This window comes from Flavobacterium sp. J49, assembly GCF_011742145.1.
In the GTDB taxonomy this organism is placed as follows: domain Bacteria; phylum Bacteroidota; class Bacteroidia; order Flavobacteriales; family Flavobacteriaceae; genus Flavobacterium.
Map to the genome: position 1 here is coordinate 395,856 of NZ_JAAQQU010000104.1, position 15,901 is coordinate 411,756.

Annotated in this window: 17 protein-coding genes; 11 read left to right on the forward strand and 6 right to left on the reverse strand. The window is 36.2% G+C overall.

The features are described 5' to 3' along the window. The first annotated feature begins 3 nt into the window (after positions 1-3). Positions 4-1,371 (forward strand): undecaprenyl-phosphate glucose phosphotransferase, encoded by a 1,368-nt coding sequence (locus HA632_RS08305; protein ID WP_176306726.1) that lies wholly within the window; start codon positions 4-6, stop codon positions 1,369-1,371. Here the strand turns inward: HA632_RS08305 and HA632_RS08310 are convergent. Genes HA632_RS08310 through HA632_RS08320 form a run of 3 tightly spaced genes read right to left on the reverse strand, consistent with a single transcriptional unit; the run spans position 1,368 to position 4,954 of the window. Further along, on the reverse strand, positions 1,368-2,552 hold the full coding sequence (locus tag HA632_RS08310) for a glycosyltransferase family 4 protein (protein ID WP_176306727.1): 1,185 nt from the start codon (positions 2,550-2,552) through the stop codon (positions 1,368-1,370). The genes HA632_RS08305 and HA632_RS08310 overlap by 4 nt on opposite strands. After that, positions 2,552-3,637 carry a non-hydrolyzing UDP-N-acetylglucosamine 2-epimerase gene (gene wecB, locus HA632_RS08315; protein ID WP_176306728.1) on the reverse strand — a complete coding sequence of 362 codons (1,086 nt, stop codon included), beginning with the start codon at positions 3,635-3,637 and terminating at the stop codon, positions 2,552-2,554. The genes HA632_RS08310 and wecB overlap by 1 nt, the downstream gene beginning before the upstream one ends. Positions 3,638-3,640: 3 nt before the next feature. Then, positions 3,641-4,954, reverse strand: coding sequence for a phenylacetate--CoA ligase family protein (locus tag HA632_RS08320; protein WP_176306729.1), 1,314 nt, complete (start codon positions 4,952-4,954; stop codon positions 3,641-3,643). Positions 4,955-5,080: 126 nt separating this feature from the next. On the opposite strand from HA632_RS08320, the gene purD reads away from it, so the two are divergent. Continuing rightward, positions 5,081-6,355 (forward strand): phosphoribosylamine--glycine ligase, encoded by a 1,275-nt coding sequence (gene purD, locus HA632_RS08325; protein WP_176306730.1) that lies wholly within the window; start codon positions 5,081-5,083, stop codon positions 6,353-6,355. Here purD and HA632_RS08330 read toward each other — a convergent pair. Continuing rightward, complete coding sequence (locus HA632_RS08330; RefSeq protein WP_176306731.1) at positions 6,347-6,577, reverse strand: uracil phosphoribosyltransferase; 231 nt, start codon at positions 6,575-6,577, stop codon at positions 6,347-6,349. The genes purD and HA632_RS08330 overlap by 9 nt on opposite strands. Positions 6,578-6,622: 45 nt before the next feature. Here HA632_RS08330 and HA632_RS08335 point away from each other — a divergent pair, with 45 nt between their 5' ends. Continuing rightward, positions 6,623-7,552 carry a DUF6427 family protein gene (locus HA632_RS08335; RefSeq protein WP_176306732.1) on the forward strand — a complete coding sequence of 310 codons (930 nt, stop codon included), beginning with the start codon at positions 6,623-6,625 and terminating at the stop codon, positions 7,550-7,552. Here HA632_RS08335 and upp read toward each other — a convergent pair. Further along, complete coding sequence (gene upp, locus HA632_RS08340) at positions 7,547-8,200, reverse strand: uracil phosphoribosyltransferase (protein ID WP_176306733.1); 654 nt, start codon at positions 8,198-8,200, stop codon at positions 7,547-7,549. The genes HA632_RS08335 and upp overlap by 6 nt on opposite strands. A 134-nt stretch (positions 8,201-8,334) precedes the next feature. On the opposite strand from upp, the gene HA632_RS08345 reads away from it, so the two are divergent. Both HA632_RS08345 and HA632_RS08350 read left to right on the forward strand, forming a co-directional pair. Then, the gene (locus tag HA632_RS08345) at positions 8,335-8,940 is read left to right on the forward strand and encodes a DUF4254 domain-containing protein (protein ID WP_176306734.1); all 606 of its coding nucleotides are present in this window, start codon (positions 8,335-8,337) and stop codon (positions 8,938-8,940) included. Positions 8,941-8,998: 58 nt separating this feature from the next. After that, a complete protein-coding gene (locus tag HA632_RS08350) occupies positions 8,999-9,997 on the forward strand; it encodes a glycosyltransferase family 9 protein (protein WP_176307165.1) in 999 nt (332 codons plus the stop codon). A 13-nt stretch (positions 9,998-10,010) separates the two neighbouring features. On the opposite strand, the gene HA632_RS08355 is transcribed toward HA632_RS08350, so the two are convergent. Beyond that, the gene (locus HA632_RS08355) at positions 10,011-11,066 is read right to left on the reverse strand and encodes a ferredoxin--NADP reductase (protein ID WP_176306735.1); all 1,056 of its coding nucleotides are present in this window, start codon (positions 11,064-11,066) and stop codon (positions 10,011-10,013) included. A 120-nt stretch (positions 11,067-11,186) separates the two neighbouring features. On the opposite strand from HA632_RS08355, the gene HA632_RS08360 reads away from it, so the two are divergent. The 6 genes from HA632_RS08360 (at position 11,187) to HA632_RS08385 (ending at position 15,826) form a co-directional block, all read left to right on the forward strand. Beyond that, a complete protein-coding gene (locus HA632_RS08360; protein WP_176306736.1) occupies positions 11,187-11,519 on the forward strand; it encodes a PadR family transcriptional regulator in 333 nt (110 codons plus the stop codon). 3 nt (positions 11,520-11,522) lie between these two features. Continuing rightward, positions 11,523-12,164, forward strand: coding sequence for a hypothetical protein (locus tag HA632_RS08365; protein ID WP_176306737.1), 642 nt, complete (start codon positions 11,523-11,525; stop codon positions 12,162-12,164). A 93-nt stretch (positions 12,165-12,257) separates the two neighbouring features. After that, on the forward strand, positions 12,258-12,878 hold the full coding sequence (locus HA632_RS08370; RefSeq protein ID WP_176306738.1) for a hypothetical protein: 621 nt from the start codon (positions 12,258-12,260) through the stop codon (positions 12,876-12,878). A gap of 1 nt (position 12,879) precedes the next feature. Then, on the forward strand, positions 12,880-13,572 hold the full coding sequence (locus HA632_RS08375; RefSeq protein WP_176306739.1) for a hypothetical protein: 693 nt from the start codon (positions 12,880-12,882) through the stop codon (positions 13,570-13,572). 56 nt (positions 13,573-13,628) lie between these two features. Then, a complete protein-coding gene (locus HA632_RS08380) occupies positions 13,629-15,095 on the forward strand; it encodes a DUF5687 family protein (protein ID WP_176306740.1) in 1,467 nt (488 codons plus the stop codon). Between the two features lie 32 nt (positions 15,096-15,127). After that, positions 15,128-15,826, forward strand: a complete 699-nt coding sequence (locus HA632_RS08385; RefSeq protein ID WP_176306741.1) for an ABC transporter ATP-binding protein — start codon at positions 15,128-15,130, stop codon at positions 15,824-15,826. Positions 15,827-15,901: the final 75 nt, after the last annotated feature.

Sequence of the window (15,901 nt, forward strand, 5' to 3'; positions counted from 1 at the left end):
TTTATGGTTGCACAGCAAACAGGAAGATATTCAAAATACATCAGACCGATAAGCATTTTATTCGATCTGGTTGTGGTAACAACTTTAAGTTTGTTTTTCTTTCGAGATTTAAAACTTAATACGTTCTACTATTTGCTGTATCAAACGTTTACTTGGTTTTTGATCGCCATCATTGTCAAATACTATGAAGTTTTTAGGTTTACCACTCCGGTTGAGATTATCACCAAGTTAGTCAAACAATTCAGTCTGTTCTTACTCGTTGTCATTGCTTTTTTCCCCTTTGCCAAAACCGCAATTTTCAGCGGCAGAGCCATAGCGATTTTTATTACTTTGAGCTTCATCATTATCCTGTCTTTCAAATATTTTTTGTTTTACTATTTAAAGAAATACCGAATTGTCACCGGAAGTAATTTCAGAAATGCGGTGATTATTGGCTATACACCCGAAGCCATTCGGTTAAAAGAAGTTTTTGAAAACAGAAAAGATTACGGCTATAGATTTTTCGGCTACTTTTCAGATAAAAAACAGAACCCTGAAATTTTGGGCAAAATAGAGGAATTAAAAAAATTCACCATTGAAAATAAAATCGATGAGATTTATTGTTCTCTAAACGAAATTTCTAATGAAAAGCTCAAAGAATTAGTCGAATTTGCCGATGACAACCGAAAGGTAATTAAGTTTATTCCGGATACTAAAGAGATTTTTTCGAAGAATTTAAAAGTAGATTATTACGAATTGTTTCCGGTTTTATCGCTGCAAAAAACACAACTCCACAATCCCATTATCAAAGGTGTTAAAAGAGCTTTTGATGTGGTGTTCTCTCTTTTTGTTATCCTGTTTATCCTTTCATGGCTAATTCCCGTTTTGGCGGTATTAATCAAGTTAGAATCCAAAGGACCGGTTTTTTTCAAACAAGGCCGACCGGGATTAGATGAAGAAGAATTCTTTTGTTATAAGTTCCGCTCTATGCAAGTAAATGGATTTACAGAAAAAGAAGCCTCCAAAAATGACCCGAGAGTAACCAAAATGGGCAAACTAATGAGAAAAACCAGCATGGACGAATTGCCACAGTTTTTCAACGTCTTGTTGGGCGATATGTCGGTTGTAGGACCAAGACCTCACTTGTGGTCTCAAAATAAAGCTTATGCCAGCAAAATAAAAAAATACATGGTGCGTCACTATGTAAAACCCGGAATCACCGGTTTGGCTCAAGTGAAAGGCTTCAGAGGAGAAATTGAAACCGAAGAAGACATGATAAACCGCATCAAACTGGATGTTTTTTATATTGAAAATTGGTCGATGATTATGGATTTAAAAATTATCTTTCAAACCGTAATCAATATTTTTAAAGGAGAAGAAAAAGCCTATTAAAAAACTTTTTTTGCAATCAAATCTACTATCTGATTGTCTAGATGAAATGTGGTTTGAGCAGTGTCAAAAATCCTCTGTTTTACGATTACCAAATCAGCTTTGTTTAGCTTGGATATTTCGACAAGTTTTTTGTTCAAATCGGCAAAGTTTTCCACATTGGCGACCCAGCCCAACTCATTTTCAGAAACTATAGTTTCTCCTTCTCCACCACCAAAATAAAGAATGGGAAAACCTAACGCGCCATATTCAAATATTTTAGACGGAACCGAGCCGTAAATTCTTGTTTTCAGCGGTACTATAGCAATATCAAAGGTTTTTAAAGTATTGTGCAATGCTTTTCGTTCCATCATCCCGTGAAAGAATATTTTGGACTCTTTTTGGGCCAAAATCAGCGCTTCTATTTGGTTTTTCTCTGCACCGTCACCAAACAGATGCAACTCAATGTTCAAACCGTTTAAATCAATTTTTTCACAGAGTTCCAAAACGCCTTGGGCAACTCCCAAAAGACCGGCATAAAAGATTTTTATAGGCTGGTTTTCGACAGTTTTCAATTCCATTTGGGTTACCTGATGGTCCGGATAATTCCTGTAGAGATGACATTCTTTGTCAGGTGCTATGGTCTTTATATGGGCGATTATCTCATTGGATTGTCCCAAAACCAAGCTTGCCTTTTGGTAAATATAACGCTCAAAAAACAAAGAGATTTTATGCGAAAGCGAACCTTCTTTCAAAGCGTCTAATTCGATTGCTGCTAATGGCCACAAATCGGATACATTGAGGATTACCTTTTTGTTTTTCAGTGAAAGCACCAAAACCGCGATAAAGGAAAGCAATAAAGGCGGCGATTGGACAATCACTTTTTTTGGTGTTTTTTTGAATACTAAATAGCAAAATAAACTCAGTGAAAAAGACAAAATCGAGACCAATCTAACCAAAATATTTTTACTTACACTAGGATAAATCCACAACCTTTTTACCGTAATGTTGTCTCGGTTTTCAGTTACCGAAAATTTGCCTTTGTACTCCGGAAACAATTCGCCTTTTGGGTAATTTCCCAACGGACAAACCACACTAACCTTGTAATTGTGTTGGTGCAACTTCAAAGCCAACTGCTCAATTCTATTGGCTGCTGCGCCTTTTTCCGGCGGATAATAATTGGATATGATGAGAATTTCTTCCATTATTTTTTTAAAAGAATCGCTATGATTCGTTCAGAAGCTTTTCCGTCCCAAAGTTCAGGAATACCCGATTTTCTCTGACCATTTTGCAGAAATTCGGCAAACACTTTTTCTAAATTTTCTATCGATGTACCGACTAGTGTATTGGTGCCAATGGTTTGCGTTTCGGGTCTTTCGGTATTGTTGCGCATCGTAAAACACGGAATATTTAAAACGGTAGTTTCCTCAGAAATGCCGCCCGAATCAGTAATCACGGCAAAGCTGTTTTGAATCAGAAACATAAAGTTCAAATAGCCTTGTGGTTCTACAAATAGGATGTTTTTTAAAGCCAAATCCGTTTCCCCTAAAATAGCCTTAGTTCGAGGATGAATAGGGAAAATTATTTTTTTATCACCAACCATTTTATCAATACCTTGAAGTAATTCTACCAATGATTTTTCCTCATCCACATTCGCCGGACGATGCAATGTCAGGATGATATAATTTCCGGTTTCCAATCCGAATTCGTTCCAAAAAGCCGGTGCAGAAATTCTGTTTAGATTTTGGTATAAAGTATCAATCATCACATTGCCCACAAAGTGAATATTGGAGGATTCGGCACCATATTTTAACAAATTATCCGAAGCGGTGGTTGAAGTGGTAAAGAAATAATCGGTGATGCTGTCGGTAACAATTCTGTTGATTTCCTCAGGCATGGTCATATCTCCCGAGCGAATTCCGGCCTCAACATGGGCTACTTTTACATTTAATTTTTTGGCCACAATCGCGCAAGCCATGGTTGAATTGACATCGCCTACGACTAAAACCAAATCACAAGGATGTTGGATTAATTCATTTTCAAAAGCCATCATAATTGCGGCAGTTTGCTGGGCTTGCGAACCGCTTTTTACTTCCAAATTGGCATGCGGTTGCGGAATATTTAATTCTTCAAAGAAAGTATCGCTGAGGTTTTTGTCATAATGCTGACCGGTGTGCACCAACCGATAGGAAACGGTTGAACCTTCGGCTTGTTTTTTTTCAATCGCTTTGATGATGGGCGCGATTTTGATAAAATTGGGTCTGGCACCCGCGATTATAGTGATTTTCATAAACTATTTTACTAACGAAACAAACTGCTTCAATTTGCCGCTTTTACTCCTTTCTAATGTTGATTTTCGGCTGAATGTGAAAGTCAAACCGGATTCCAAATAAGTGGTAATGGCTTTTTCAATATTTTGAATTTGGTCTGAAGTCAATTCGTGTTGACTCACATACTCAATGTCAAAAGTATCGATTTTGGTTTGTTTTATGACAAATTCTTTCACATTTCCGTCGTCTTTAATGATGCTTTTGGTTACGTAATAAAAAGTCAGTCCGGGCGATTTTTTGCCGCTTGGCAAAAGCGCAATATCATTGGTTCTGCCGATTAACCTTTTGAGAATCGGTTTTTTGAACGTACTTTTTTCCTCCAAAACACCTACATCGCCTATGTCATAGCGGATAAAAGGATGGGCTTTGTTGTACAAAGAAGTAATTACGACGCGACCTTCTTTTCCGTAGGGTAAAATATTATTTTCATCATCCAAGATTTCTACAAATAAGGTTTCCGAATTCACTTGCCATTCACCTTGAGGGTTTTGAAAAGCAATCAAATCCAATTCGGAAGCACCGTATTCATTGATTACCGGAACGCCAAATTGTTTTTCAAGCAGTTCTTTATCGTCTTCAAATAACATTTCCGAAGTGACTACACAACATTTCAACGTTGGGCAAACTGTTTTTAAGATAATGTTTTTTTGCTGTAAAAATTTGGCGAACAAAACGATGGAACTGGTGTAACCATTGATGTAATCAAAGCGTTTTTGTTGGAATTTAACCAGCACACTTTCCAAAACGTTATCTGATAAATCAAAAATAGGAAAGCGGTATCGATGACTGAGTAAATCTTTGATTCGCTCTTTGGTGTTTCCAACAAAATCCAACGGAATTCCGTAAAAACGGGCTTGAAAGGAAGTGTTAAAATCAAGATTATACCATCCGAAACGGTCAAAAATATTGACCCAAGTCAAGGCATGCGAAAATTTATCTTTGGCAAAAATAAAAGGATCACCGCTCGAACCAGATGTTTTATTGACATATACATTTTTTGGGGTATAGTTTTCCGAAAGCCTTTCGCGCAATGGTTTCTGAAAGTCTTTTTTGGTCATTACGGGAACGGCTTCCCAATTTTCAGGGATTCTATTTCCCACCAATGCCTTATATGAGTCATTGTGTTGCAAGTGAAAATCAACAATCTCTTTTCTTTTCTTTTCTACATAATTCTCATACTCCTCTTCCGGGATGGCCTGAATTTTTTCAAACGCCTGCTGGGCTTTCTTAAGGGGAAAGCCTTTCAACCAAAGCGATAAGTGGAATAGTGGAAACACAAAAATCAATTTTCCTCAAAAATAAGAAAAGCAAAGTGTTAAGGGACTAAATTTTTTAAAAGAATGACTTTAAATTCCATCAAAAACAAACTACTTTTGCGCAACAACTACTAACAATACAACACTATGACTATCCTATTACTTGGATCGGGCGGAAGAGAGCATGCTTTAGCCTATAAATTATTACAAAGTCCAAAATGCGAACATCTTTTTGTAGCACCCGGAAATGCCGGAACGGCTGCAATGGCAACTAATGTTTCTATCAGTCCGACAGATTTTGAGAGCATCAAAACTTTTGTAATCAAAGAAAATATTGACATGGTAGTGGTTGGTCCGGAAGATCCATTGGTACACGGAATTTATGATTTTTTCAAGAACGATGTGGCACTCAATCACATTCCCGTTATCGGACCTTCAAAAGTAGGCGCCCAATTGGAAGGCAGTAAAGAGTTTGCCAAAGAATTTTTAATCAAACACCAAATACCAACCGCAGCATATGACAGTTTTACTTCGGAAACGGTTGAAAAAGGTTGTGCCTTTTTAGAAACCCTTCAACCGCCTTATGTTTTAAAAGCAGACGGATTGGCTGCCGGAAAAGGCGTTTTAATTCTGAATGATTTAGAAGAGGCTAAAACTGAGTTGCGAAACATGTTGGTGCATGCCAAATTTGGAACTGCCAGTTCAAAAGTGGTGATTGAAGAGTTCTTAGACGGAATTGAATTGAGTTGCTTTGTCTTGACCGATGGAAAAAATTACAAAGTATTACCAACAGCCAAAGACTACAAACGAATAGGCGAAGGCGATACCGGATTGAACACCGGAGGAATGGGAGCTGTTTCTCCTGTACCGTTTGCCGATGCTGTTTTATTAGAAAAAATAGAAACCCGTATAGTGAAACCAACGGTTGAAGGTTTGCAAAAAGACGGAATAGAATACAAAGGTTTTGTCTTCATCGGGCTCATCATTGTCAAAGGCGAACCCATGGTCATTGAATACAATGTGAGAATGGGCGATCCTGAAACCGAAGTGGTGATGCCGAGGATACAATCTGATTTGGTGACATTATTTCAGGCCGTGGCCAATCAAAAACTGGATGAAGTTACTTTGGAAATTGACCCAAGAAGCGCTACAACCATCATGGTAGTTTCCGGCGGATATCCTGAAGATTATGAGAAAGGGTTTGAAATTACCGGAATTGAAAACATAGAGGATTCAATAGTTTTTCACGCCGGAACCAAACTTGAAAACGGCAAAGTAGTAACCAGCGGCGGAAGAGTTTTAGCGGTGACTTCTTTTGGAGATGACTTTCAAGAGGCCATAAAAAAATCTTACCAAAACATAGACAAGCTACATTTTGATAAGATGTATTTTAGAAAAGATATCGGATTCGATCTAGCTTAAGAAAGAATGCGCCGTAGTATCTTGGTTTTCTTCATTGTTGTCTTGGTGCTTTTTCAATTCTTTACACCAGTAAACGATATACTTACAACAAACCAAGATTAAAGCCCAGCTGATGATATTGGCCAACCACCAGTTGCTCAATTCCAACGCGCGTAACCAGTCTAAAGGTTTGAATAAAAAGTCTACGAATAAAGTTTGAATGCCTTCAAAAAATGCTTTCATTTTATAAAATGTTATATTTACAGCACAAATGTATAAAATATCCGTATGATTACAAGCATTTTTAAAAAATCGAGCATTCTTAATTATGCCTTGATAATAATTTTATTATTAGCTTCCTTTTTTTTATTCCAAATAGGTGCTTCAAGCCAAAATTCGGACACGCCTAATTTATCGGATAACGTCTTACTAATCATACTTTTACTCACGTCCTTTTTTTTGGTCAACTTTATTGTCAAGAAAAACGGACTTACCAAAAACAGCAGTTATACCATTTTATTTTTTCTGTTGTTTTTATTGAATTTTCCGGTAGTTCTAAGTCATTCGAACTTGTTATTTGCCAATTTTTTTCTGCTCTTGTCCATGAGAAGGTTGATTTCACTCCAAACGTTAAAAGCGCCAAAAGAGAAAATATTTGACGCTTCGATGTGGATTTTTATCGCCAGTTTGTTTCACTTTTGGTGTATTCTTTTTATCGTTTTGGTTTACATTTCTATTATCTTTCACGTTTCAAGAGATTATAGAAATTGGTTGTTACCGTTTGTGGCTTTTGTTACAACCGCTGTGGTGTTTTTGGGCGCAGCGTTGTATTTTGATAAAACATGGATTGACCATATTTTGAGCCAAACCCAAACCCATTTCGAGCTTGATTATTTCACTAGTCACTACCAAAATGCGGCGCTTTCTTTTTATGTAGTCATTGCGCTGTATTTTCTGTTTTCGATGGTTATTTCATTAACCAACAGACCTTTGATTCTACAAGCGTCCTATAAGAAAATGATTTTCGGATTTTTAATTGGCAGCGTGGTTTTCATTCTTTCGCCCGATAAAAACAATGCCATGTTGTTGTTTACTTTTTTCCCATTAGCCGTGATGACAACCAATAATATTGAGTATTCTCAAAACCAAATGTATCAGGAAATTGTACTTTTGCTATTGATTACGGGAAGTTTTTTTGCTTTTTTTGCCCAATTATAATTTACTCCCATAGGCCAAATCGCCGGCATCGCCTAATCCGGGAACAATGTAGTTTTTTTCGTTGAGCTTTTCGTCTAAAGCGGCTACCCAAAGATGACAGTTTTCAGGCAGGTTTTTTTCCAAATAGGCTATGCCTTCAGGCGCAGCAATCACAACCGCAATGTGAATTTCTTTTGGTTTTTGTTCCAAATGTAATTTGTGCAAAACCGCAACTATCGATTGTCCGGTGGCCAACATTGGGTCAATTAAAATCAGATTTTTATTTTCAAAGGAAGGCGCGGCTTGGTATTCTACTAAAATCTCAAACTTATCATCGTTGTCATAATGATGACGATAGGCAGAAACAAATCCGTTTTCAGCATTGTCAAAAATGTTCATAAACCCGGTATGCAAGGCCAATCCGGCGCGAAGTATCGAACACAAAACCACATGATCAGCAATCGTAGTCGTATGTTTGATGCCTAATGGCGTTTGAACATCCACATTTTTATATTCGAGGGTTTTGCTCAATTCATACGCCATAATTTCACCGATACGCTCGATGTTTTTACGGAAGCGCATGCTGTCTTTTTGAATGGTTACATCGCGAATTTGGGCCAAAAAATGATTGAGGATACTATTTTGCTCGGAAATGTAATGAATGTGCATGGACGACTTTAATTTTGTATGTTGAGGTAAAAGTATAAAAACTATCTTTGCACACAAGACCTTTCGGTCGAATTTTATGACCCGAGCCACTAAGGCTAAAGGGGCGAAGTTAAATTAAAATAAAAACTACGACTATGTTTTCAGAATTTGCCTTTCCTATTTTCGAGCAAAGTATAAAAGATTACCATATTATAGACGATGTCTACCAACCCACGTTAAACCCTTACGCCAAAGGAACCATCGAGTATTTGTTGTATGCAAAAAACTGGGTTGACACCGTACAATGGCATTATGAAGACATCATCCGCGATCCCAATATTGATCCGGTTGCGGCTTTAGATTTGAAAAGAAAAATTGATGCTTCCAACCAAGTGCGTACGGATATGGTAGAATATATCGACAGTTATTTTTTGCAAAAGCACAAAGACGTTCAAGTAAAACCGAATGCTAAAATTAATACCGAGAGTCCGGCTTGGGCTATCGACCGCTTGTCTATCTTGGCATTGAAAATTTACCACATGAGTGAAGAAGCGACTCGTGCCGAAGCTACAGCGGAACACAGAGCAAAATGTCAAGAAAAATTGAACGTATTGTTAGACCAAAAAAGCGATATGTTTATTTCCATCAACGATTTGTTAACCGATATTGAAAATGGTGACAAATTCATGAAAGTTTACAAGCAAATGAAAATGTACAACGACGACGATTTGAATCCGGTGTTGTATCAAAATAAAAAATAAAAACAGGCAGCATTTGTCAAACCCAATCACACATATAGCCGTCATCCGATTATCAGCCATGGGCGATGTTGCAATGACGGTTCCTGTTATCAGAGCTTTAGTAAAGCAAAACCCAAGTGTGAAAGTCACGGTGGTTTCGCGTCCTTTTTTCTACCCTTTTTTTGCCGATATTTCGAATGTCAATTTCTTTGCAGTCGATGTCAAAGGCAGGCACAAAGGCTTTTTGGGTTTACTGAAATTGTACTCCGATTTGAAAAAGCTCAACATTGATGCTGTGGCCGATTTACACAATGTTTTGCGCTCTATAGTTGTTAGAAATATATTCGCGCTAAGCGGAAAAAAAGTAGCACATACTGACAAGGGCAGAGCCGATAAAAAAGCTTTAACCCGCGCCGAAAACAAAATTTTCCAACCCGTAAAATCTATGGTTGACCGACACGTAGAAACCTTCAAAGCACTAGGTTTTTTTGTTGATTTATCTAATCCCATATTTCCTGAGAAAGCAAAATTGTCAGGAGAAGTTTTAAAAATTTCAGGCGAAAAAGAAAATTACAAATGGATTGGCATAGCGCCATTTGCCCAATATGAAAGCAAAGTTTATCCGCTTGATTTAATGCAGAAAGTGATTGATGATTTGGCTCAAAAAGCAAACTTTAAAATCTTCCTTTTTGGTGGCGGAAAAAAAGAGATTGAGCAGTTAAATACTTTGGCTAAAAACAAAGAAAATGTGATTGTTGTAGCCGGAAAATTATCTTTCGAACAAGAATTACAACTGATTTCCAACTTAGAAATTATGCTTTCCATGGATAGCGGGAATGCCCATATTGCGGCGATGTTAGGCGTCAATGTCATTACACTTTGGGGCGCTACGCATCCCTACGCAGGCTTCAAACCGTTCAACCAACCGATGGAAAACTGCTTAGTTTCCGATAGAGAAAAATATCCTTTATTACCAACTTCGGTATACGGAAACAAGAAAGTAGTCGGTTACGAAGATGTGATGAGAACAATATCAGTTCAGAAAATAATAAGCAGTATTCAGTCGCATTTAGCATAAACTGAACACTTTTCTATACATCATCAAAATCCACATATATTTCAGAAGAAGTCGGATGCGCTTGACAAGTTAAAATCAATCCGTCAGCGATTTCGCCATCAGTTAAAATAGAATTCTTTTTCATCTCCGCCGAACCATTGGTAATTCGCGCCAAGCAAGAACTGCAAATACCACCTTGACAAGAATAGGGCGCATCGATGCCTTGTTTCAAAGCCGCTTCCAAAACAGTTTGTTTTTGCGACATTTCAAAAGTGGTTTCTTCATCATCCACCATCACGGTAATTTTGGTATGACCTTCATGCGAAGCAGCGGTGGTATTTTCGGGAGCAGTTGAGGTGGAGAACAATTCAAATTTGATGTTTTTCTCGGGAATATTGTGCTCTTTCAACACATTGGAAACCAAATTAATCATTTCTTCGGGACCGCATAGATAGAACTTGTCAAACTCTTTTTCTTTGTGTTTGTTGTTTAGTACAAAATTCACCGTCGACTTTTCAATTCGGCCAAAAAGTTCGTTTTCTACTTTGGTTTGACTGTAAACAAAGTGCACAAAAAAGCGTCCGACATATTTCAATTGCAGCTCATGAAGTTCATCGTGAAAGATAGTTTCCTCAGGCGTTTTATTGCCGTAAACCAACACAAAAGAACTATTGGGTTCACCTTCCAAAACCGATTTTAGGATAGACATTACCGGTGTAATTCCGCTTCCTGCCGCAAAAGCCGCGTAATTTTTTAAGTTGGAAAAAGAAGGTTCAAACGTAAATCTTCCTTCGGGTTGGCTGACTTCCAGGATATCGCCGGCTTTTAAATTATCATTGGCAAATTTAGAAAAATGACCACTTTTCACTGATTTAATCGAGATGCGCAATTCACCACTATTGGGCGAAGAACAAACCGAATAAGCGCGACGTACTTCTTGTCCGTCAAGCGTCAATTTTAAGTTCACGTATTGGCCTGCGGTAAATTGGTAAGCTGATTTTAATTCGGCCGGAATGGTAAAAGCAACAGAAATAGCGCTTGGTGTTTCGCGCTTTACTTCTTTGATATGTAATTTATAGAATGAAGACATGAATTTTATTTTTGGCAAAGGTAACGAACGATTCACTTTTGAGAAAATAATAATTTATGCCTAAGAATATTATGTATATAAAAAACTTATGTATATTTGAACTTCAAAAATGAAGAGCCAATGAAGAACTCGCAATTGTACAAAGGAAGTTTAACCACGATAGTGATGAAACTTTTAGAAGAAAACGGCAGAATGTATGGGTATGAAATTACCCAAAAAGTAAAAGAAATTACCAAAGGAGAACTAAAAATAACAGAAGGCGCCTTGTATCCGGCGTTGCATAAATTGGAAGCAGAAGGTGTTTTAGAAGTGGAAGTCGAAAATGTAGACAATAGGCTGAGGAAATATTATAAGCTCACCGAAAAAGGTACAACTGAAACCGTAAATCGATTGGCAGAATTAGAAGAGTTTATTAAAAACATGCAAAGTATTGTAAATCCTAAATTAACGTAACTAATGAAATTATCAACCGAACAAATAGAGAAAATTGACAGGATTCTTGAAAAATTAGGATTGGATTTTCTTGATTTCAAACTTGAAATCAAAGATCATATTGCTTGCCAAACAGAAGAATTAAGGGAAGAAAAAAATATTAGTTTTGAAGAAGCTTTGCCTTTAGTTTTGAAAGAATGGGAACCCAATTTGCTATTAAAAAGTAGCATTTGGGTAAGTAATAAGCGAAGTTTTTCGGTGTTTGTTTTAAACGGAATTCGTAAACGCTATTATATTTATAACAGCATAGCAATACCAATAATTCTATTGTTTTTTCTGTTACATTTTATTTATAGAAAAGAAATAGATACAGATTTTCTGTCTGGAGTCATGCTTGGATTTATTTCAATTATACTTCCAATACTATTAGGGTTTCGTTATTTGATTTACAAAAAAAATAAGGAAACCAGCTATTCTTATGAATTCAATAGAATTTGTAAAATGGTATCTTTATTTTGGATGATTGATGTTGTTTTCTATTTTCTAATTGGAATTGCTCCTATTATAATTTGGAATGCTATGATTGTAGCTTACTCACCAATAGCTTTTTATAGTTATTACAAACACAATCAATTTTGTAAACACCTTGATGAAGTTATAGCATGAAATTATGCTTTCATCAAATAACAAGATTACATGAATTAACCCGTTAACGCTATGAATACTGGCATAACTTTCAACTTAAATCGAATTTTAGTCATGAAATTAAGCAAAGAAGAAATCAAATTTATTGATACTTATTTAGAAAGCAGTGATGTAGTTTATTCAGATATCCGTCAGGAAATGGTGGACCATATTGCTTCTGCGGTTGAAAAAAAAATGGAATTGGAACAAGAGGATTTTTACCAGGCATTTAAATCCTATATGTTGACCCATAAAAAGGACATTCTCAAAAACAACAAAAAACGCTGGAGTTTTTCTTGGGAAGCCATTCGCCAATTTTTACTGTTTTTGGTCAAACCTTATATGTTACTCTTTGGGGTTTTGCTGTTTTTCTTTTTTAAGAATGTAGATGTGAATCTTTATTTTTCAGAAGATTTCACCCTTAAAGATTTGTTTTTTGTTTTGGTCTTGACGGCTATCCTTTTTCAGTCGGGATACATTCATTTTTATCTTAAAAAGAGATTTTACACAGTCGAAAAAACGGCAGTTATATTGGCAATAATTTATTACGGACACCTATTTTTCTTCCCGGTATTCGGGACACAACAAGTTTCTTATTGGACACTTACCGTTTTTAGTTTTTTGTTCTTTGGGTATGTTGTCTTTTTTATACAAGAATTGATAAAATTTCACAAACACCGATTTAATTACATTTAGCATGAAACTCAATGCCGAACAAGTCGAAAGACTTTATACTTTCACGCGCCAACATTATGTGGAATACTACGATTTGCAAACCGAATTGGTGGATCATTTGGCGAATGCCATTGAAGAACAATGGGTAGAAAATCCAAAATTGTCTTTTGAGGAAGCCTTAAAAATTGAATTCAAAAAATTTGGGGTTTTTGGCTTTATGGAGGTCGTTGAAAAAAGGCAAGCGGCTTTAAATAAAAAGTACAACAAACTAGTTTTAAATGAATTGAAAACGTTTTTTTCAATTCCGAAAATCATAGGCACTTTATCAGCAACTGGTATTGTTTTTTATTTGCTGAAATCCTTTCAAGAAGGCATTTTAATCATGCAGACTATTTTTCTTTTTCTTGTAGTACTTTATTTCGTTGGAATGACATTGCTTTGGAAAGCCAATAAACGAAGAAGTCAAAAAAGCGGTCGAAAATGGTTGTTCAAAGAGATTATTTTTGGTTACAGCGCTTCGGCAGGATTGATTAATTTGCCGTTGCAGTTTTCTATTCATCTAAAAGCGGAAAATTATCCGGATTGGGTTTTGGCAATTTATACTTTGTTTATGATTGTCTTTGTATTAACAGAATATATTGTCCTGGTTTTAATTCCGTCTAAAGCCGAAAAACATCTCAAAGAGACCTATCCTGAATATGAATTTGTGAAATAAGTTGTAACAATTTCCTACCTTTAGGAACTAATTCACCAAAACCTAAACCACCAATTATGTTCAAACATTTCATTAAACTTGAATGGAAGTCTTTTCTTCGCTCGTCTTCCTTTGGGAGTAATTTGGCGCTGAAAATCATTATGGGTATTTTTGCGGCCTTCATTATTTTGGAGTTTTTAGCCCTTGGTATTTTTTCCTATGACATCATGGAAGAGTACAACCTAAAGCCATTGGAAACGGTAAACAAGTACCTCATTTATTATGTGTTAATTGATTTGATTATTCGGTATTTTTTACAAAAAATGCCGGTGACTAATATCAAACCATTGTTGCTTTTGCCTATAAAACGAAGCACCATTGTACATTTTTCACTAGGGAAAACGGCTATTTCTTTCTTCAATGTAATGCACGCTTTTTTCTTTGTACCATTTACAGCGCGTTTACTATATGAAGGATTCGGCTTTAATGCTGTTTTGTGGCATTTGGGTATAGTTGCTTTGATTTATTCCAATAATTATATCAATGTTTTTGTCAATAATAAAAATTCGGTTTTTTATGGTGTATTGGCCGTTTTGATTGGGTTAATAGCGTTACAATATTATAATATTTTTGATTTAACAGCTTATTCGACTCAGTTTTTTCAAGGAATGTATACCACCAATTATTTGTTTGTGGTTCCAATGATTCTAGTTGCATTGGTTTATTACTTTTCATTTAACTATTTCAAAAGCCGATTAAACCTTGATGATGGATTGGCCAAGAGAAGCGATGTCGCTACAACTGAAAATTTCGCGTGGTTAGACCAATTCGGTACTTTGGGAACATTTCTAAAAAATGATATTCGATTATTAAAAAGAAACAAGCGTTCCAAAACAACAGTTATCATGAGTGTAGTATTCATTTTTTACGGCCTATTATTTTTCACACAATCAATCGAAGCATACGATAATCCCGCGATGAAAGTTTTTGCCGGAATCTTTGTTTCAGGTGGATTTTTATTTGTTTTTGGACAGTTTGTTCCAAGTTGGGATAGTGCCTATTACCAATTGATGATGAGTCAAAATATACAATACCGTGAATATATCAGTGCAAAATGGTGGTTGATGGTTATTGCCACTGTAATCACAACCATTTTAGCGTCTTTTTATTTATATTTCGGACTGCATACGTATCTGATTATTGTTGTAGCTGCAATTTTTAATATTGGTGTCAACTCCCATCTAGTAATGCTTGGCGGTGCTTTTGTAAAAACACCAATTGATTTAACAACTTCCAAACAAGCGTTTGGCGATAAACAAGCTTTTAATGTGAAAACGATGCTAATTGCCATTCCGAAAATGCTTTTACCAATGGGATTGTATGCCTTAGGATATTATTTATTTTCTCCAAATGTTGGCTTAATATTCGTAGCTGTTGCAGGTGTTTTAGGCTTTGCTTTCAGAAATTATGTGTTTGATAAAATCGAAAGAATTTACAAAACTGAAAAGTACGAAACCATTGCCGCATATAAGCAAAAAAACTAATTCCCATTCACTAATTCCTAATAACACAAAAAATGATACAAGTTCACAATCTTTCAAAAACATATGGCAACGGAGTAAGAGTTTTAAATATTGACAGTCTTGAAATTCCCAACGGGCAAAGCTTTGGTTTGGTGGGGAATAATGGTGCCGGAAAAACTACTTTTTTCAGTTTGTTGCTCGATTTGATTCAACCTTCTACCGGATTTATTTTAAACAGCGGGATACAGGTAAATACCAGCGAAGCTTGGAAACCCTTGACGGCAGCATTCATAGACGAAAGTTTTTTGATAGGTTATCTTACCGCTGAAGAGTACTTTTATTTTATAGGGGATTTGCGCGGACAAAACAAAGCCGATGTGGATGCTTTGCTCAAAAAACATGAAGAATTTTTTAACGGAGAGATTCTGAACAGCCGAAAATATCTCAGAGATTTGTCTAAAGGGAACATGAAAAAAGTAGGCATTATAGCCACTTTAATCGGGAATCCTCAAGTGATTATTTTGGATGAACCTTTTGCCAATTTAGACCCGACCACCGTCAATCGATTGAAGAAAATCATCAAAGAATTGGCCGATGACCCTAACATTACCGTGTTGGTTTCCAGTCACGATTTGGTGCATACTGTTGAGGTTTGTGACCGAATTGTAGCCCTACATTTAGGCGAAGTCGTTAAAGATATTCAAACCTCGCCCGAAACTTTGAAAGAGCTTGAAGCATTTTTTGCAGTCTAATTTTTTGCCATATCAAAAAGAAACGTATTTTTACCAGTTAGTTATACTATTTATGACTTTTTCACGTTATTATAA